This is a genomic window from Prevotella scopos JCM 17725 (assembly GCF_018127785.1).
GTDB lineage: Bacteria > Bacteroidota > Bacteroidia > Bacteroidales > Bacteroidaceae > Prevotella > Prevotella scopos.
On record NZ_CP072390.1, the window covers coordinates 406,032 to 424,566 of the forward strand.

The 18,535-nt window shown below is 41.6% G+C and carries 14 protein-coding genes; 9 read left to right on the plus strand and 5 right to left on the minus strand.

The window, feature by feature from the left end; translation table 11 throughout:
* Nucleotides 1-474: 474 nt before the first annotated feature.
* Nucleotides 475-1,908 carry a hypothetical protein gene (locus J4856_RS07055; protein WP_234967235.1) on the plus strand — a complete coding sequence of 478 codons (1,434 nt, stop codon included), beginning with the start codon at nucleotides 475-477 and terminating at the stop codon, nucleotides 1,906-1,908.
* Between the two features lie 147 nt (nucleotides 1,909-2,055).
* Nucleotides 2,056-2,904, plus strand: coding sequence for a hypothetical protein (locus J4856_RS07060; protein WP_025837543.1), 849 nt, complete (start codon nucleotides 2,056-2,058; stop codon nucleotides 2,902-2,904).
* An 866-nt stretch (nucleotides 2,905-3,770) separates the two neighbouring features.
* On the opposite strand, the gene J4856_RS07065 is transcribed toward J4856_RS07060, so the two are convergent.
* Together J4856_RS07065 and gdhA are read right to left on the minus strand one after the other, a co-directional pair.
* Nucleotides 3,771-4,565 (minus strand): septal ring lytic transglycosylase RlpA family protein, encoded by a 795-nt coding sequence (locus tag J4856_RS07065; protein WP_065367845.1) that lies wholly within the window; start codon nucleotides 4,563-4,565, stop codon nucleotides 3,771-3,773.
* Between the two features lie 158 nt (nucleotides 4,566-4,723).
* Nucleotides 4,724-6,061 carry an NADP-specific glutamate dehydrogenase gene (gene gdhA, locus J4856_RS07070; RefSeq protein WP_025837546.1) on the minus strand — a complete coding sequence of 446 codons (1,338 nt, stop codon included), beginning with the start codon at nucleotides 6,059-6,061 and terminating at the stop codon, nucleotides 4,724-4,726.
* Between the two features lie 256 nt (nucleotides 6,062-6,317).
* Between gdhA and J4856_RS07075 the strand changes: the two genes are divergently transcribed.
* From J4856_RS07075 to J4856_RS07085, 3 genes are all read left to right on the plus strand, one after another.
* Nucleotides 6,318-9,341 (plus strand): PEP/pyruvate-binding domain-containing protein, encoded by a 3,024-nt coding sequence (locus tag J4856_RS07075; protein ID WP_025837548.1) that lies wholly within the window; start codon nucleotides 6,318-6,320, stop codon nucleotides 9,339-9,341.
* A 363-nt stretch (nucleotides 9,342-9,704) separates the two neighbouring features.
* Nucleotides 9,705-10,022, plus strand: a complete 318-nt coding sequence (locus tag J4856_RS07080; RefSeq protein WP_025837550.1) for a helix-turn-helix domain-containing protein — start codon at nucleotides 9,705-9,707, stop codon at nucleotides 10,020-10,022.
* Nucleotides 10,023-10,025: 3 nt separating this feature from the next.
* Nucleotides 10,026-11,300 carry a type II toxin-antitoxin system HipA family toxin gene (locus tag J4856_RS07085; protein ID WP_025837551.1) on the plus strand — a complete coding sequence of 425 codons (1,275 nt, stop codon included), beginning with the start codon at nucleotides 10,026-10,028 and terminating at the stop codon, nucleotides 11,298-11,300.
* On the opposite strand, the gene J4856_RS07090 is transcribed toward J4856_RS07085, so the two are convergent.
* From J4856_RS07090 to J4856_RS07100, 3 genes are all read right to left on the minus strand, one after another.
* Nucleotides 11,283-12,818: a class I adenylate-forming enzyme family protein gene (locus tag J4856_RS07090; protein WP_025837552.1), complete on the minus strand. Its 1,536-nt coding sequence runs from the start codon at nucleotides 12,816-12,818 to the stop codon at nucleotides 11,283-11,285. The two genes, J4856_RS07085 and J4856_RS07090, sit on opposite strands and share 18 nt — an antisense overlap.
* Nucleotides 12,815-13,660: an SDR family NAD(P)-dependent oxidoreductase gene (locus J4856_RS07095; RefSeq protein ID WP_044081028.1), complete on the minus strand. Its 846-nt coding sequence runs from the start codon at nucleotides 13,658-13,660 to the stop codon at nucleotides 12,815-12,817. The genes J4856_RS07090 and J4856_RS07095 overlap by 4 nt, the downstream gene beginning before the upstream one ends.
* Before the next feature lie 224 nt (nucleotides 13,661-13,884).
* Nucleotides 13,885-14,610 carry an RDD family protein gene (locus J4856_RS07100; protein ID WP_025837554.1) on the minus strand — a complete coding sequence of 242 codons (726 nt, stop codon included), beginning with the start codon at nucleotides 14,608-14,610 and terminating at the stop codon, nucleotides 13,885-13,887.
* A gap of 101 nt (nucleotides 14,611-14,711) precedes the next feature.
* Here J4856_RS07100 and J4856_RS07105 point away from each other — a divergent pair, with 101 nt between their 5' ends.
* Genes J4856_RS07105 through J4856_RS07120 form a run of 4 tightly spaced genes read left to right on the plus strand, consistent with a single transcriptional unit; the run spans nucleotide 14,712 to nucleotide 18,530 of the window.
* Nucleotides 14,712-15,692 (plus strand): stage II sporulation protein M, encoded by a 981-nt coding sequence (locus tag J4856_RS07105; RefSeq protein WP_025837555.1) that lies wholly within the window; start codon nucleotides 14,712-14,714, stop codon nucleotides 15,690-15,692.
* Nucleotides 15,667-16,659, plus strand: a complete 993-nt coding sequence (locus J4856_RS07110) for a hypothetical protein (protein WP_025837556.1) — start codon at nucleotides 15,667-15,669, stop codon at nucleotides 16,657-16,659. The genes J4856_RS07105 and J4856_RS07110 overlap by 26 nt, the downstream gene beginning before the upstream one ends.
* Before the next feature lie 12 nt (nucleotides 16,660-16,671).
* The gene (locus tag J4856_RS07115; RefSeq protein WP_025837557.1) at nucleotides 16,672-17,283 is read left to right on the plus strand and encodes a DUF4129 domain-containing protein; all 612 of its coding nucleotides are present in this window, start codon (nucleotides 16,672-16,674) and stop codon (nucleotides 17,281-17,283) included.
* Complete coding sequence (locus J4856_RS07120) at nucleotides 17,280-18,530, plus strand: DUF4350 domain-containing protein (protein ID WP_025837559.1); 1,251 nt, start codon at nucleotides 17,280-17,282, stop codon at nucleotides 18,528-18,530. The genes J4856_RS07115 and J4856_RS07120 overlap by 4 nt, the downstream gene beginning before the upstream one ends.
* Nucleotides 18,531-18,535: the final 5 nt, after the last annotated feature.

Sequence of the window (18,535 nt, forward strand, 5' to 3'; positions counted from 1 at the left end):
GTGGTGCTGTTGGTTAGCACGAGTAGTGCTGTTGGTTAGCACCAATGGTGCGGAGGCTTAGCACGTCGCAAGATGTTGTGGAGTTAGGGTACAATTAGTTGTTAGGAGTTTTTTTGCAGCATTGAGAATACGTCTTATTTGATTGATAGCTTTTGGCTGTCAAGATATATTTGCTTACGAATAATGTTTGTTTTTTGTTCATTTTCTTTAACTATTTTGTTTCTGTTTGCAAAATAAATGCTTAATTGTGAGAGGCACAAAGGATTTAATTTGTATTTTTGTGACAGAGTAGCTTTATTGCTGCAATTAGTAATATATGAAGAAAGGAAGTTTGGATATGTATGAAATGTCTTGTTGGGACATTCTTTAAGGATTGAACTTTGTAGCTGTAAAAACTATTGAAGATGAAAAGGTGGAAATCTGTCAGATAGTTTATTACTTTCAGATAAGATGATAGTGTAAAGGATGAAAGATATGAATAGAAATGATAAGACTGTTAAGATGGTAGATAAGCGGGATGAAACTCAGGCAATAATGTCTAAGGCTGCTGCTGATGACGAGGCGATGAAGGAGAAGCTGAATGCAGTGTTTCGACTCAGGCTATTATATAATAGTGGTGAAGAGCTATGGAGGCATATCGGAAAGTCGGGTGGTGGAAATAACTCTTTTGGTCGTGTTGGTGGAAAAGATGCCTTTTTGCGTAAGGCTGTTTATCACGAGTTGGAGCGTGAGTGGTATGACAAAACGGGCATTATTCTTAATGGGTTGTTAGACGCTTATGCACAAGCAACAAAGTTTATGGAGAGGTATAAGCCTATGCATGAGGATGAAGAAGAGGGTGTGAGGATCGAATGTTGTGAGCAAATTGTCAATGTTTGTATTTTTGATGATGAGATAACAGATAAGCAAGGTGCGAAGATGAGGGAACTTCTTTTGCGTTTGCAGGAAGAAGATACTTATTGCCTTGCGGTTTTGTTGTTGATGTTGCTTGGCGTATTGCCTTCGTCTTTTGAAACTCGGCAAGGTGATGCGAGGCAGATGAAGGTAAAATACGATCAGGTTTATAACTTCTTTCTGCGCGTATGTCATCGTAATATTCTTTTTGTGCAAACGCCAAGGATGACACTCTTTCATAAGGCTTTAAAGGAGTCGGAAGAGAAACTGACACGTATTAGATTGGTTAAGTTTACGGCTGATGTACTTTGCAATCTGTCAATTCTTGCAAGTGCAGAGCAGATAGCAGAGAATGGACGGCGTGTTCAGTGGGACCAGTTATATCCTGATCTTGATGGTTATTGGCTGGGTGAGCAGCATAGTGAGCAATGTCCAGACTATTGGCGGGTAGAAGAATTAGCAACAAGCTACCAGTTCTGTCATTATTTTCAGAAGGAAGGTGAGGTTGGTAAACTGCATCAGCAAGAGTTTACGGTAAGTTTCTATAGTAATGGTGAGGATTATGCTTGTGTGCAGCACCCCCGTTCAGTGTTGCAATGGTTGAACAATGAAAAGCTGTCAAAGGATGATATCACTTATCCACACTTTGTTTTTTGGGGAGGAGAAAAACCAACGAAGATAGCTTTTGAGTCGTTTATGATGGATGTATCGTGGTTTCGTCCGATGCAACTGGTGCGTGCAAAAGAAGATTGGGTATCACCTGTAGAGAAAGATTTCGAGGTAATCGATGATTATGAGGAATACTCTTATAGTTTCTATCTGGGATTGGAGGCAATAACGCCAACGCATATTTTAGTGAAGGATGAAGGTGGAGAGTCGCACCATGTGCCGTTATCCAAATACGAAGGGTTGAGAAGTTGTACGCTGGACGACCCTATCGGAATCATTACTTTTAGGGATAAGCGTTATATTGCTTTTGACAATCTGATGTTGTATATTCCGATAGAAACGTAGTAGGAGAGGGCGTTCTATGCTCAGGTCGTAAAAGAATAGAAGAAACAATTTAGGTCTTTTAGGGTTTTCCCCTCGCTGAGTAGGGAAATATCTTTGTAAGTGTGAAAATATGTAGCTAATTTTGCCAACGTTAAGAATTTGAAAATTATGAAGAAGGTTTTAATTCTCTCCATCTCTGCAGCTATTGTGCTGGGTAGTTGCGATACCTATACAGGGTCAGGTGCTATAACAGGTGGTTCGCTAGGAAGCATTCTTGGAAGTGCTATTGGTGGTATAGCTGGTGGAGCGAGAGGCTCAGATATAGGTACGATTGTCGGTATGGCTGGTGGTGCTATTATTGGTGCCTCTACTGGTGCAAAGGCTGACAGACGTGCAAAAGAGGATGTACACGACCATTATGAGAAGGTGCAACAGCGTAAGGCACGTGAGAAGAGAAACCGAACAGAATACGACTATTATAATCAGACTGACGACTATGGACGGTTAGGCAGTGTAGACGGCAGCGGCTTTGATAGCACCAACTCTGGCGATGACCGTATTTACGATTTCCAAGGTAGTGATTATACAGGTAGTTACAGCGCTGCACAGCCAGATACAAAGGCACCTGCTGAGTCAAGTGTAGATAAGTTAGCTGGTAATTACCAATATACTCCTAATATTGAGATTGTCAATGCCCGTTTTGTTGATGACAACCAAGATGGTGTCTTGTCACGCAATGAGGTAGGTAAGATTATCTTTGAGGTAATGAATCGTGGAGATAAGACGATTAGTGATGTACAACCTTCAGTGTTGGAAACAACGGGTAATACACACATTTACATCAGTCCATCTATTCACATTGAAAGTATTGCACCCGGTAAGGGCGTTCGTTATACGGCACTTGTGAAGGCTGATAAGAAATTGAAGAATGGAATGGCACGTTTTGCTTTGACGGTTCTGCAGGGTCAGAAGAGTATAAGTAAGGTGACAGAATTTAATATAAAAACTAGCAAGTAAGATTGTTGAGCACATGTCAGGAAGGCAAATTCAATTGTCATCTTATTGCATGTAAACAAAGGATTTGATAATGATAGAGATTATAAAGATATTATTGTGTAAGTACTAACTACTGATAACTAAGGCTTTAAATGACAAAATGGGGGCGCATCATTCCAATGATGTGCCCCCTGAACTTTTGAAAAGTAAAGAAGTAAAAACAATTTCATAAAATATAAGAGATTTCGGCTCAGTAGAAAAAGGTGGGGAAAATATCTATTACTGATACTTCTTGGCACCTCCATATTGTGACATTTAGCTCTGCACTACATTTCTCTGTGTGCCAAATGACAATGGGAGACTTAAGTTCATCATTTCATAGTTTGGAATAAAAGAAGTTTATGGCAATTAGCCGATTTAGTTTCACCAGATAACACATAAATCTTAGTTCCTGTCATTCCTGTCATTTGTGATAGGTGCTTAACTTGTTGTATCTCAGCAGGATGCATGAAATGTTAAAAATGACAGCAACTTAAAATAAAACTTCTCTTGTATTTTATGCGATAATTTCTTTCTTATTTTGGAATACTTGTTAATCAGAAGCTAGAAAGAACTTTTTATCATTAATCTTTTATGTGCCTATTTCCACACCCTTTCCCTTCTGAATCGAGACTTCTAGAAAAGTAAAAAAAGCTTCTAGAAATTAAAATGGGAGAAAGCTTAGGGAAAAATGAAAAAGTAGAAAGTAAAGGGAACGTACGGCACATGAAAGATAGTAAAGGAGAAGGTGAAAGAACGAAACTTGATAGAAATTATATGTGTATTACGATATTTACGCCCCTCCCAATGGGGGAGGGGACGTGGGAGGTGCTAGCACTTACTTTATCCTATTCAAAGAGTCCAGTCACACCATCCTTCACACGTTTGAAGAAGTTGGTCCAACTGCTACTTGAGTTGTTCTTTGATGTAGTTGATTGTGTGGTTGACTTATTCTGCTGGACAGACTGCTGTCGGTTGGTTGTAGCCGGACTGGTACGGGTTGTCACCTGACTTTTTGTCTTGTTAGTCTGCTGGTTAGCTGGCGTAGAAGTTTGTAGCTGCTTGCGTGTCTCAGTGATGTTTTCTTTCTCCACCTTAGCCTGCTGTAAAGTCTTTTTTTTGTTTAGGCGAGTATCCACTTTGCGCTCAATCTCCTTCGGTTTGTCTTCTTCAACCTTTTCCCATTCAGGGATAAACTCATAGCATATACCAGCTGTACCATATTCAACTTCTGGCACATCAATTAAGCCTGTTGATTCAGTAGGGAAAGGAATTTCGGTTTCTTTTCGTGCAAGTTCTACTTTTACATAAGCTACACCACTTGAGATTGTACCTAATTCTCGTGCTGCAGCATAGGATAAGTCCACGACGCGGCCACGTACAAATGGACCACGATCCGTTACGCGGACAATGACAGACTTACCATTTCGTGGGTTGGTAATCTTTAATCGTGTACCAAAGGGAAGTGTGCGGTGTGCACATGTAAAAGCATTGCGATCGTAACGTTCGCCATTACTCATTCGGCGACCATGTAATCCGTTACTATAATAAGAAGCTTTACCATCTGACTGTGCTTGTATTGTCAGAGTAAAGAAGTTGCATAGCCATAATAACGCTATAAAGAGAAGTTTGGTTTTATACATAATGATTAATTAATCGCCCAGCCTTCTCTCAATAAAGAGGAAAAGTTAGTTCTATAAATTGCCTAAAATAGTAAAACCTTCAAAGTTAATTTATAGAACAAACTTTATTCCCTCCCCGCTTTACCAAGCAGGAGAGGGATTAGAAAGACTGGTCTTTTTTAAACTACACCTTGTGCAAGCATAGCCTTCGCTACCTTCATGAAGCCAGCGATATTGGCACCCTTGATATAATCAATGTAACCATCAGCTTGCTTACCATATTTCACGCACTGCTCGTGGATAGAGCTCATGATGTAATGGAGCTTCTGGTCAACCTCCTCTGGACTCCAAGAGAGACGGAGAGAGTTCTGTGACATTTCGAGACCTGATGTAGCCACACCACCTGCGTTAACAGCCTTACCAGGAGCAAAGAGCATCTTTGCTGCAGTGAACTTATCAGCAGCCTCTGCTGTACAACCCATGTTAGAAACCTCAGCTACACACAATGGCTTGAATGCAAGGATCTTATCTGCATCTTCACCGTTAAGCTCGTTCTGAGTAGCACATGGCAAATAGATGTCTGCCTTCTGCTCCCAAGGTTTGCGACCCTTGAAGAACTGTGCACCAGGATATTTCTCTGCGTATGGCTCACAAACATCATTACCACTATTGCGGAGTTCGAGCATGTACTCAATCTTTTCGCCACTGATTCCGTCTGGGTCATAGATGTAACCATCAGGACCACTCAATGTGATAACCTTTGCACCAAGTTCAGTTGCCTTCTTAGCAGCACCCCAAGCCACGTTACCGAAACCTGAGACAGCAACGGTCTTACCCTTGATGTCAAGACCGTGAGTCTCCATCATCTGGTGAACGAAGTAGAGTGCACCATAACCAGTAGCTTCTGGACGGAGGATAGAGCCACCCCATTCTCTGCCCTTACCTGTGAGCATACCCTGGAACTGGTGAGTCAGCTTGCGATACTGACCGAAGAGATAACCAATTTCACGGCCACCAACACCGATGTCACCTGCAGGAACGTCCTCATCAGGACCGATATGACGATAAAGTTCGTTCATGAAAGCCTGGCAGAAACGCATGATTTCAGCATCGCTCTTACCACGTGGAGAGAAGTCTGAACCACCCTTACCACCACCCATAGGCAATGTGGTGAGTGCATTCTTGAATGTCTGCTCGAAACCGAGGAACTTCAAGATACTTAGGTTTACAGATGCGTGGAAACGCAGACCACCCTTGTAAGGGCCAATAGCACCATTAAACTGTACGCGATAACCGATGTTCACCTGTACCTTACCTTGGTCATCAACCCAAGGAACACGGAATGTGATAATACGCTCAGGTTCTACGATGCGCTCAATAATACTTGCGCGCTCAAACTCTGGGTGCTGATTGTAAACATCCTTTACAGACATAAGTACTTCATGTACTGCCTGCAAATACTCTGACTCACCTGGATGCTTCTGCTCCAGTGCTTGCATGATTTTTTCGACTTCCATAGTAAATTGACTTTTATTTGTTTATGTTAGATAGTATCATTCTGTTAGAATGGTAGGGCAAATATATCCAAATTCTGTCAAAGCACCAAATGAAATTCGATTTTTTTTATTTTCTTTCCTTATTTTGTAAATCATTTTTGGTTACAAATGTCAGGTAATAGTTTGCAAAGTAATAAAAAATATATTATTTAAGTTGCGAAAAGATAGGTTTCCTTATAATTATTTTGTATTTTTGTCCAAAATTAAGTTTTGGGTTATGAATGAACAAGTTCCTGCAGAATGGAGTAATTTTTACCTCAAGGACGTGAGTTTTGCCAATCTTATGATGCGGCGAATCTACAATGTCTTGATTGTAGCCAATCCATACGATGCTTTCATGTTGGAGGATGATGGGCGTGTGGAGGAGAAGATCTACAATGAGTATATGGAGTTAGGTTTGCGTTATCCGCCAACCTTTACACAGGTGTCAACAACCGAAGAAGCTTCTAAGGTGCTCAACACAGTGGATATCGACCTCGTTATCTGTATGCCCGGTAATGCTGATAATGATGCCTTTGATGTGGCGAGAGCTGTGAAGGCAGAGTTCCCCGACATCCATTGTGTAGTACTTACGCCATTCTCACATGGCATCACGAAGCGCATCCAACACGAGGACCTCAGCATCTTTGATTATGTTTTCTGTTGGTTAGGTAATACCAATCTCATACTCTCTATCATCAAACTGATGGAGGATAAAATGAATATTGATAATGATATTCATGAGGTTGGTGTGCAGATGATATTGCTGGTAGAAGATTCTATCCGCTTCTACTCATCTATTCTACCTAATTTATATAGCTACATTCTGACGCAGAGTCAGAACTTCGCCACTGAAGCCTTGACCCGACACGATGCGTCTTTGCGTCAGCGAGGACGACCAAAGGTTGTTTTAGCGCGTACCTATGAGGAAGCCTGGGATATCTATCAACGTTATAAGGATAACTGTTTGGGTGTTATCTCTGATGTAAGATTCCCTATTAATAATGTAGATGGGAAGGGCTCTTCTGCGACAGAAGGGAGTTTTTCTGTAGCGGAGAAAGATCCAGAAGCTGGCTTAAAACTACTACGTGCCATTAGGGAAGAAGATGAATATCTTCCTCTGATTATTGAAAGTTCAGAGAGCGAGAACCGTGAGAAGGCAGAGGCGGAAGGTTTCCGCTTTGTAGATAAGAACTCAAAAAAGATGAGTGTAGATCTTCGTCACCTACTCGAGGAACACATGGGCTTTGGAGATTTCATCTTCCGTAATCCTGAAACACGTCAAGAGGTGATGCGAATTCGAAGCTTGAAAGAGTTGCAGGATAATATCTTTACGATTCCACGTGACTCTATGCTCTATCATGTCTCCCGCAATCACATGAGTCGATGGCTCTCTGCACGTGCCATCTTCCCCGTTTCTTCCTTCCTAAAAGGTATCACTTGGCATAAACTGCAGGATGTAGATATGCACAGACAGATTATCTTTGATGCTATTGTTGCCTATCGAAGGATGCGCAATGTGGGTGTTGTAGCCCTGTTTGATAGGCAAAAATTCGACCGCTATGCCCATTTTGCTCGTATTGGAGATGGTTCGCTTGGAGGTAAAGGACGTGGTTTGGCATTCCTTGATAATGTTATTAAACTCCGACCAGACTTCAATCGCTTCCCCAATGCAAAGGTGCAGATACCGAAGACAGTTGTTCTTTGTACGGATGTCTTCGATAGCTTTATGGAACAAAACAATCTTTACCAGATTGCTTTGAGTGATGCGAGTGATGAAGAGATACTCCAAGCCTTCCTTCGTGCTCAGCTGCCAGATGAATTCATAGGCGACTTCTTTACCTTCTTTGAAGCTACTCGTTCACCAATAGCCGTTCGTTCCAGTTCGTTGTTGGAAGATAGTCACTACCAACCGTTTGCAGGCATCTATTCTACCTATATGATTCCTTATCTTGAGGATAAATATGAAATGCTCCGAATGTTGGCTTGTGCGATTAAAGCTGTCTATGCTTCGGTTTATTATCGTGACTCCAAGGCTTATATGACAGCCACAAGTAATGTCATTGATCAGGAGAAGATGGCAGTTATCTTACAGCAGGTTGTCGGTAAGGAGTATGGAAATCATTTCTATCCGAACATATCTGGCGTTCTTCGTTCTCTCAACTATTACCCTATAGGAGAAGAGAAAGCAGAGGAAGGTATCGCCTCTTTGGCATTGGGCTTGGGTAAGTATATAGTAGATGGTGGTCAGACTCTGCGTGTTTGTCCGTTCCATCCGAATCAAGTGTTACAGATGAGCGAGATGGCAATAGCTCTACGCGAAACCCAAACCCAGTTTTATGCACTTGACATGAAGCATATCAGCGAAAGTTTTAAAGTGGATGATGGCTTTAACATTCTCAAACTACAAGTAAAGGATGCTGAGGCTGATGGCAGTTTACAATATATTACTTCCACTTACTCTCCCGAGGATCACACCATTTACGATGGACTTTATGAGGGTGGACGAAAGATTATCTCTTTCTGTGGCGTACTTCAACAGAATGTTTTCCCACTTCCAGAGTTGTTGCAGATGGCAATGACATATGGTGCAGAGGCTATGCGTCGTCCTGTTGAGATTGAGTTTGCTGTTAATCTGAACAATGATCGTACGGGTGAGTTCTATCTCTTACAGGTCCGTCCAATCGTTGATTCAAAGCAGATGTTGGATGAAGATCTCACGGCTATACCTGATGACCAATGTCTTTTGCGGAGTCATAACTCTTTGGGACATGGTGTGTCAGATGATGTGGTAGATGTTGTCTATGTAAAGACTGATAGATCATTCACGGCATCCAACAATCCTGCCATTGCTGACGAGATAGAACGGATAAACCGTAAGTTCCTTGATACTGACAAGAACTATGTGCTTATTGGTCCTGGTCGTTGGGGGTCAAGCGATCCTTGGTTGGGTATTCCAGTGAAGTGGCCACACATCTCTGCAGCCCGTGTTATCGTTGAGGAGGGGCTTGAGCATTATCGAGTAGATCCAAGTCAGGGAACTCACTTCTTCCAAAACCTCACGTCTTTCGGTGTTGGCTATTTCACTATTAATCCTTATAAAGAAGATGGCTTCTATCAGCGCAGTGTACTTGATGCTCTGCCAGCTGTAGAAGAAATGAAATGGGTGCGCCATGTTCGTTTCCCAAAACCATTGAAGATTATGATGGATGGCAAGAAACAAGAAGGTGTGGTATTGCTTCCTCAGGATGTAGATGAGTAGAATAATTCTATAAAGTAAAGCCATCATCTACGACTTTTGTCTGTGGGTGATGGCTTTATAGATTGCTGATCTTCTTTTATACAAAATATTTTGACTCGGTAAAAAAGGTTGCAGAATATCTATTACCAGGAATTGAGATTTATCGCAATACATTATATCAAAGGACTTTGAATGGAATTTTGCCATAGATGACAAAGACTTTCAGCCACTATTCAATGAATTGAACAAATATGTCAAGAGACAACTTTCAGATGGCATAGACTAATGGAGAAAGCGCCAGTATGAAGAAATATTATAAGAAAAACAAATAAAGTATTATAAACTAAACATTTTATTGTATCTTTGTGCCACAAAAGATACGTTATGACAAAATTCACCAAAGCCAACTGGATGACCAGAGCACTGCAAGAGAAGTTGAATATTGTGGGTGAGCAGTTTCGCCTTGCCCGATTACGAAGAGACCTGACAATGGATCAGGTGGCACAACGTGCGCAATGCACAAGGCTTACTCTCGCACGTTTGGAAAAGGGGGAGCCTACCGTGTCGCTCGGTGTAGTAATGCGTGTACTCAATGCCCTGCAGCTTGAAGATGATATTCTCCATTTGGCCAAAGACGATGAGTTAGGGCACATGATACAGGACTTAGGTATTAAGAATAAGAAACGAGCTTCAAAAAGATGACACATGGAAAAATTAGATGTGATAGCTAGTTTCGACTGGATGGATGAGGAAGAAAAGGTAGGCACTCTTGGACATGAATATCTAAGAGGCTCTGACGTGTTTTCTTTTGAGTTCGATAAAAGCTGGCTCAAAGCCTTTCCTAAAATTAACTTTGGGCAAGACCTCCGCCCATATACAGGGGTACAATATAGTCGAGATAACCACATCTTCGGTTGTTTTTCTGATGCACTCCCTGACAGATGGGGGCGACGACTGATAGACCTGCGTACTTCATTAGAGACAGAAGAGAAAGCAAGCCGTACCTTATCTGATTGGGACTATCTCAAAGGCGTGGAAGATGAACTGCGCATGGGTGGTTTTCGCTTTCAAGAACCAGATGATGGAGCGTTTATCAGCTCTACACCTGGTTACAGCGTTCCGCCTGTCATACAGATTGACGAACTTTTACAGGCTGCTAAGGAGATTGAGAAAAGCGAATATAAACATTTGGCGCCTGAAAAGAAATGGGTACAAAGGCTTTTCCAACCTGGTTCTTCAATGGGTGGCGCCCGCCCAAAAGCTTGTGTCCAAAGTGGTGGTCATCTTTATCTTGCCAAATTTCCTTCCATCAATGACGACATCAACGTATCTCGATGGGAACACTTCGCACATCTGATGGCTAAGGAATGTGGTATCAATGTAGCTGAAACAAAAGTAATAAAGGCTGGCGCTGGTCAGGATATACTTTTATCTAAGAGGTTTGATAGAACCGAAGAAAAAAAGAGAATCCACATGGCTTCTTCCCTTACCGTTCTCGGACTCACTGATGGCGACGGACAAAGAACAGGAAAAGGCTATTTGGATATTGTAGATTTTGTCATTTCAGGAGGTGGTAACCACATAGAGACTAATTTAGAAGAGCTATACAAGCGAGTAGCCTTTAATATCTGCATTGGCAATACCGACGATCACTTTAGAAATCATTCGTTCCTGCTTGGTAAGGAAGGCTGGGAGTTGTCCCCTGCTTACGACATAAATCCAACAAACAGTATGTTTCAGGCATTGCTTATTGATGCCAAATCGAACGATAGTTCTCTCAATAGTCTTTATAATGCCCATGAGTTTTATATGCTGGATGAAACGACAGCAAGAGGTATTATCAAGGACGTGACAAGGAGCATGAAGTTCTGGGAGAATATGGCAGAAGATATAGGACTTCCCCGAAGAGAAATAACATACTTTACGAATCGTTTTGAACAAGGTATGGAATTTCAATATGGGTCAGGACTTTGTCGGTGAGGTTAAACGAGGGTGCTTCTGCTTGCCAGTTGAGAGCATTTCAATGGTTTTGAAGCGGATGCGATGTGGCATTTCTGCCCGTGAAAGTTGTGGTCGGAGCCAGCTGAGGAGTGTTGCCTCTGTTAGAGTTGCCTTTGGTGTACATTCTATTTCCGTGTGGATGACATTGCCAAAGTTAGGGTCGGGAACGTTAAAGGCACGTGCTGCAATAATCATAGGGTGAGAAAGAAGAACCTGTTCTATGTGTTCTGGCTGTACGTTCTCACCTCCGCATACAATCATTCGGTCGGCTCTCCCATGATGAAAGAAGTAACCTTCGCTATTCTGAGAAACTAAATCGCCAGTATTTTGCCATTGATTCTGTTTTTCATGCATAGCCCAACGAGAACGTACCCAAAGTGTTCCTATTCCTTTCTCGTTAAGGTCTTTTACTTTGCAGGTGACACCTTGAATCGGTCTCCCTAAGGTTGTCTCTTCGAAAGATGCTAATTCTTTCGGTGTTGCCAGCATAAAGAATCCTGCTTCAGACGTACCATAAAGGTTAAAGAGTACCTCACCAATTTGTTGATGAGTCATGTTGATGAGGCTTTTAGGAAGTTTATCTCCACCACTTATCAGGCAGCGCAGGCTCTTCATCTTCTCTTTTGCATTTTCAATCTGCCAAAAACGTGCGAGCATAGCAGGAACAATAGGCATGACCTCTATCTGTTCACGCTGAATAATCTCTAAGGTTTTGATAACATCGAAGTGTTTTTGTAGGTATACCTTCTTACCCATGAGTAAGGAGATGATAAGTGTTGAAAGTCCGAAACCATGATAGAATGGTAGTGAAATCAGCACACTCTTATATTGATAGATTCTGATGTTGTGTAGTAACGCAAGCAATGGAGGGAGAAAAGAGGTGACAGAAGGTCGGCGAGCAATACTCTTAAAGTTGCCACTTGTTCCTCCTGAGTGAATGGTTATTTCTCCTCCTCGCCATATTTTAGGGAGTTTTAGATCTCTTGTTTGTGCCTCCTTAGATATAAGGATGTCGCTTAGTGCCTCTGTTGTGACAGCCATACAAGGAGTTTCTGTGGGAATCTGTTTGAGGTCTTCGTCATATATAAAGAGATGATAGTGATGCTTTTGTAAGGCTGCTGTTATCTGTTCAGTGGCTAAGTCTGTGCTAAGCAAGGTGGTGTGTATGCCTAATCGTGAAAGTGCATGTAGAAGGATAGTTAAGGTAAGGCTGTTACGTCCTATCAAGGTCACTCTCATTTTTGGTTGGAGGTGGTATTTTGTGTAGAGAATTTGTGCGAGTTGACGTGTACGAGCGTAGAGCTCTCGATAGGTCAGAGATTGGCAGTCATCAATGACAGCACAGCGTTGTGGGTAGAAGTAAGCAACAAAGCGAAGTAGCGCCATTAGGCTAATACCTTCCAAGATGAGACTTTTTGCCCACATAAATAAGCCCTTTGGTGAGATTATGTGTAATCGATAGAGAATTGAAAAGATAGAGGCGTTTCTGCTTTTCATGTCATTCGTTTATAATATAGCTGTATAATAGGTGCGAAGATGTGGGCTATCGGAGCAGATAACTTAGCCCACCATGGTTTATAACTCTTGTTCTTTCGTATGGCGAGTTTCAACAGAATGTTGGCTGCGTCAGATGAAGCGTAAGCAGGTAGATGCTTGTATTGTTCGTTAACATCCGACATTGCTGTGTGAACCAAGGGTAAAAAAGCTATCTGTACACGGACACCTAATGGGGCAAACTCGCTATTTGCCGTTTCACACCATGTGTTCGCAGCACTTTTTGAAGCATGATAAGCCGACCAGCCCGGTGCCATTGGGTAGAGTGTGCTCACTGATGAAGAGTAGATGATTCGTCCTTTGCTTGCCTTCAAGACAGGTAAGATAGCCAATGAAAGCGCCACTAGGGAACGGTAGTTGAGGTCTATGGTGCGGTCATAGTCGTGTAAGCGGTCCTGCGCATCATTAACCTTGCGATGGATAGATTTACCCGCATTGCAAAAGAAGTAATCCAACTGTGGTAGTGTTTTCCTTAGTCTTTGGCAAAGCTGTTTCAGTTTTTCTCTGTCTCTTAGGTCTATTGCGCAGTAGTCTGCACTACTTCCCGTTTGTTTAGCCTTGGCACATAAGAGACGTAAGTCCTCTTCACTACGAGCAATGAGGAAGACATTTGCACCTGCACTGATTAGTTTTTCGGTTAATGCCCTACCTATTCCATGCGATGCACCCGTCACAAGTACCCACTTCCCAGAGAAGTATTCTCTTGTAATGTCAGGTGAAAGACTTATGGTTGGGTAAGCCAAAGCCCCTCCAATAGCTATTATCTTTTTTCTGAGAGACGTCATTATAACTCTTTTCTTACAATCAGTAGTACTTGTTTTGATAACTAATTGTAATGTGATTAATGCTCTGCACATCATGTGATGAGTAATAACACAGCGGAAGAAAATGGGTAAAACGTTTTGTTCTTGTCGTTATAACAAGATAGTGTAAGGCCCAAATACTAAAATCTACAGCGCAGTCCTGTTAGATATCCATGCTGTCTTATACTTACCTTTTTCCTATTTCTTTATATTATTTCCATGCTGTAATGCTGGTAATCACGTACGATAGTATAAAGGAACTTCTCATCAGCAGTATTAGTGTCAGAGATGTTGAGGTGTGTTCGTACTTTCTTAGCGAGGGAGGCAATACGACGTTCGCGCTCGTATCCGTATTCAGTATTGAGCGTACGTTGGATAACATCAAGTTGGTTAAGAGATAGGTCTTCTGCCTGCGGATAGACTGGTTTATACTTTCTGTCAAGGTAATAAAACTCGTCAAGTGAGACTTGAATCTTGCGATAATCGTTGAGTTGGATGACCATCGTTCCTGCTGCAAGGTCGCCAAGGCGTTGTGAATTTTTAGAGATAAGAATGACAAGTGCACCAATCCCCGAGAAACCAAGATCGACGAGTTGTAAAAGCCAACGCATAAAAAAGTCACCAATGCCCGGTGTCGTTCCGTCTTTCTTCACAACACGGATATGCATCACCATCTTACCAACACTTTGCCCATGGTTGAAAAGTTCCATAAGGAAGTGATAAAAGAGGGCAGGAAGGTAGACGGCTATTAGGAAGAATAATTCATTCGAGGTAAAAGAAAGGTTCATTTCAGCTATTAGGAGTGTCACACCAACTATATAGCAGATAATTAGAAAGTCATCAATTATTTGCGCAACGATACGTTCTCCTAAACTTGCCGGCGACTGACTTATCTGGACGTACTGGCCTGTTATGATATTGGCTTCGGGCATTTTCTTAATAATTAAATATTGTTTCTGTTGCAAATGTAAGAAAAAAACTCTAAATTTGTTGCGTAAATGATAATAATGTGTAAATCACTTGTGGTCTTTGCATGAAAGAAATTCTTTTCATACGAAATAATATTGAGAAATGGCGGGCAATAGAAGGCATGATAGATAATGTCAAATTTGAGATGCCTGACCAGTTGGCTGATGCTTATACAGAGCTTACAGCCGATCTCGCTTTTGCACAGACACATTATCCTCGTTCACGTATTACCATCTATCTCAACAAACTTGCTTCTGCACTTCATAATGAAATCTACCGTAATAAGCGGGAGAAGTGGTCGCGTTTGTTAACTTTCTGGACGCAGGAGGTTCCTGACGTGATGTGGAAAGAGCGTAAGTTGTTGCTTCTCTCATTCATCATTTTTATGGTGAGTGTGCTGATAGGCGTTGTTTCAACCTTAGGAGACGAATCCTTCCCACGCTTGATTCTTGGCGATGGCTATATGGATATGACCCTTGAGAATATTGCGAAGGGAAAGCCGATGGGCGTGTATGGCAATGAAGAAGAGGGAAGTTTGTTTATTAGTATTACGCTGAACAATATCATGGTATCGTTTAATGTGTTTGTTTCGGGCGTATTGACGAGTTTTATGTCAGGCTTCCTTTTATTCCGAAATGGTATCATGGTTGGTTGTTTTGATACTTTCTTTTATCAACATGGATTATTAGGTGAAAGCCTTTTAGCGACGATGTTGCACGGTACGTTGGAACTTTCAGCTATCATTGTGGCTGGTGCTGCAGGTTTAGCAATTGGTAATGGTTGGTTATTCCCAGGTACTTACTCGCGTTTGGTCAGCTTTCAGCGAGGTGCAAAGAGAGGAATGAAGATTGTTGTTGGAACGGTGCCCATCTTTATCATGGCAGGTTTTATCGAAGGCTTTATTACTCGTCATACAGAGTTGAATGACTTTATCCGCCTTGGTATCATACTCGTATCATTGGCGTTTGTCGTGTATTATTTTATTTACTTACCTTATAAACGTAATTATCATTTAGAAGATGCAAATAGAAAGACCAAAGATTGAACTTTATCAAGTTCGTAGTTTCGGCGAGAAGTTCTCAGCGATTTTTGAGTTTATTCGTGAGAACTTTAAGTTTTTGTTGCGTGCATGTACCTATTTACTCTTGCCACTTTGTTTGGTACAAGGTTTCGCAATGGAGATGATGATGAAGGTCTTAGCACCTTATTATACCAATACCTTCGATATGGGGGAGGATGTAGATGTAGCGCAGGGGATGCTCCTTAGATTAGGTGCTTCGTACGTGGGATATGGTATTTGTCTGCTGATAGGTTCTACTTTGTTGGCTGGAATCTGCTATAGTATGGTGAAATACTATCATAAGAGTCCAAATAGACTTCGTAATACGACCCTGAGTGACTTAAAACCTATAATCATTCAGGTGATTAAACGCTCGTTGTTAATGACCTTGGTGCTTGTTGCTTTGTTTATAGGAGTTTTGGTTCTTATCATTTCTTTTGCTGCAATCACAAGTGCACCGATACTGGCCGTTATACCAATTCTTGCGTTAGTAGTATGCTGTTTGCCTGTTTCTATGGCGTTACCTGTCTATGTTTTTGAAGATGAGGAAACGTTGTTTAGCTCAATAACTCGTGGCTTAAAACTTGGCTTCCATTCATTCTGGTCATTGTTTGGCTTGATGTTTGTGATAGGATTCTTGACTAATATCCTGTCTTCATTCACATCAATTCCTTGGTATATATTGACGGTTGTAAAGTCTGTTTTAGTGGCTACTGATACCACTCAGAGCTCTTTTGCAACAAGTCCTGTGTATAGCTTCTTCGTTTATTTGTCATCCGTATTTATGAACTTTGGTATGTATCTTACGATGACACTCTCTACCTTTGCCTTAGCTTTTCACTATGGAAGCATTGCAGAGGAGGAAGATGGCTTCTCTGTAGAGGAAGACATACAGCACTTTGATGAGTTGGCAGAGAAAGATACCGACATTGATAACTTTGATAAACTCTGATAGAGCGGTTCTATGTTACAGCCATTAAGTGATACTTTGTCGTGTGATTCAGCGTTGCTTCATCAGTATCGTGCTGATGAAGCGTACAACTATGCGCGAGAGTTGCAGGCACCTGAACTTGATTGGTGGGATTGGCTGATGTCAAAGATAGGCGAATTCTTGTCTGAGATATTCAATATTCACAGCAAGGGGGACTTCCGTATCGTGATATACATTGTTATTGCTCTTGCTTTTATTGCCCTAATCGCTTTCATTTTGTACCGTTATCAATTCAAACTCTTCGGTAGAGTGGGTAAGGTAACGAATGAAAATGATGAAGAAGATAATATTTATGGTGTAGATTTTGAGGCTGTCTATGCCAAAGCAATGGTACAGAAGGATTATTATAAGGCTGTTCGAATTGTCTATCTGCGTACACTTCGTTGGTTATCGGATGGTAATAAGATTAGTTGGCAGCTCTACAAGACGCCAACTCAATACACTCGTGAGTATCTATCAGTAGAATTTGAAAGAATGACGACAGCTTTCATGCGTGTAAGATATGGTAATTATCAAGCATCTGAAGAACTCGTAGAACTACTGATAGACTTGGAAAGCAAGATAAAGGAAGGAGGTCAGGGATGAACAAGCGGTTTTGGTTCTTCGTAGCAGGCTTCCTTGTCTTCGTCTTTCTATTAGAGTGGAATGCGCCTTCAAAGTTTGTTTGGGAGCCTACCTTTAATCATTACGATAAGCAACCATTTGGTTGTGCGGTGTTCGACTCACTGATGAAGAAGTCTGTTCCTGCTGGCTATGAAGTAACAAGGAAAACAATAGCACAGTTGGAACGTGACGAATATGGTAAGAAACCGCATGCCTTCTTAATTCAAGCAGTTAGTTTTCGTCCTTCTGCGACAGATATTCGTTCGTTGGATAGACTGTTGAAAGCTGGTAATAAGGTGTTTATTGCTGCGTCTTATATTGAACCTGATTCTCTATATCCTGATTTGCAAATATCTATTAATGGGGGAAATGGTTTCTCTCCTATGCAGGTTAAGTCATCCATTGCGAATCAGTCAATTCCTTATGATACCTTAGTCTGGTCTCAGCAGTTGCCATATCAGAAAAAAGAATACTCCGTCTATTCTGCTATGGGAGGTTATAATGTGATTGTAGAAGGGAAGGCTGCATGTGATACTTTGGTCAAAAGTTGGATTTCAGAGGAAGAATCTGATTCTACAGAAGGCTATTGGGAGCCACGTATAGTCAGCATTAAACGAGGAAAGGGTGAACTCTTCTTTTCTTGTGAACCATTATTGATGACTAATTATGGTATCCTTGATACTCAGACTAATGGTCTCATCTTCCGTTTGGTGTCACAATCCCGAGGGTTGCCAATTGTTCGTACTGAGGCATATGGACCTGAAACAGAATTTGAAACAGATACTCCACTGCGTTTTTGGCTACAAAACGAACCTTTACGATGGGCTATCTATCTCACCTTAGGAGGGTTATTACTCTTCTGTGTATTCTATGCACGAAGACGACAACGTGTTATCCCAGTAGTGGAAGAGCCTGCGAACCGTTCGTTGGAGTTTGTGAAGTTGATAGGAACTCTTTATCACCAGAAGCATATTAATCGAGACCTGCTGCAGAAGAAGTTTAGTTACTTTGCAGAGACCTTACGTCGTATGACGATGATAGATGTCGAAGATGTTGAGTCAAGGAAGGAGAATATCGCACAGATAGCCATTCGAACGGGAATGCCAGAGGCTGAAGTGCGTATGATACTCGACCGTGTTGAACGTTATTTGCAGGGTAATGATGAACTGAAAGATGCTGCTTTGCGAAAGGCGATAGACGGAATGGATATGATAATCAATAAGCTATAATAGCT

Bases quoted from the DNA above. Each gene is read 5' to 3' on its own strand.
- J4856_RS07055 (WP_234967235.1), top strand. From the start codon at position 475: ATGAATAGAAATGATAAGACTGTTAAGATGGTAGATAAGCGGGATGAA.
- J4856_RS07060 (WP_025837543.1), top strand. From the start codon at position 2,056: ATGAAGAAGGTTTTAATTCTCTCCATCTCTGCAGCTATTGTGCTGGGT.
- J4856_RS07065 (WP_065367845.1), bottom strand. From the start codon at position 4,565: ATGTATAAAACCAAACTTCTCTTTATAGCGTTATTATGGCTATGCAAC.
- gdhA (WP_025837546.1), bottom strand. From the start codon at position 6,061: ATGGAAGTCGAAAAAATCATGCAAGCACTGGAGCAGAAGCATCCAGGT.
- J4856_RS07075 (WP_025837548.1), top strand. From the start codon at position 6,318: ATGAATGAACAAGTTCCTGCAGAATGGAGTAATTTTTACCTCAAGGAC.
- J4856_RS07080 (WP_025837550.1), top strand. From the start codon at position 9,705: ATGACAAAATTCACCAAAGCCAACTGGATGACCAGAGCACTGCAAGAG.
- J4856_RS07085 (WP_025837551.1), top strand. From the start codon at position 10,026: ATGGAAAAATTAGATGTGATAGCTAGTTTCGACTGGATGGATGAGGAA.
- J4856_RS07090 (WP_025837552.1), bottom strand. From the start codon at position 12,818: ATGAAAAGCAGAAACGCCTCTATCTTTTCAATTCTCTATCGATTACAC.
- J4856_RS07095 (WP_044081028.1), bottom strand. From the start codon at position 13,660: ATGACGTCTCTCAGAAAAAAGATAATAGCTATTGGAGGGGCTTTGGCT.
- J4856_RS07100 (WP_025837554.1), bottom strand. From the start codon at position 14,610: ATGCCCGAAGCCAATATCATAACAGGCCAGTACGTCCAGATAAGTCAG.
- J4856_RS07105 (WP_025837555.1), top strand. From the start codon at position 14,712: ATGAAAGAAATTCTTTTCATACGAAATAATATTGAGAAATGGCGGGCA.
- J4856_RS07110 (WP_025837556.1), top strand. From the start codon at position 15,667: ATGCAAATAGAAAGACCAAAGATTGAACTTTATCAAGTTCGTAGTTTC.
- J4856_RS07115 (WP_025837557.1), top strand. From the start codon at position 16,672: ATGTTACAGCCATTAAGTGATACTTTGTCGTGTGATTCAGCGTTGCTT.
- J4856_RS07120 (WP_025837559.1), top strand. From the start codon at position 17,280: ATGAACAAGCGGTTTTGGTTCTTCGTAGCAGGCTTCCTTGTCTTCGTC.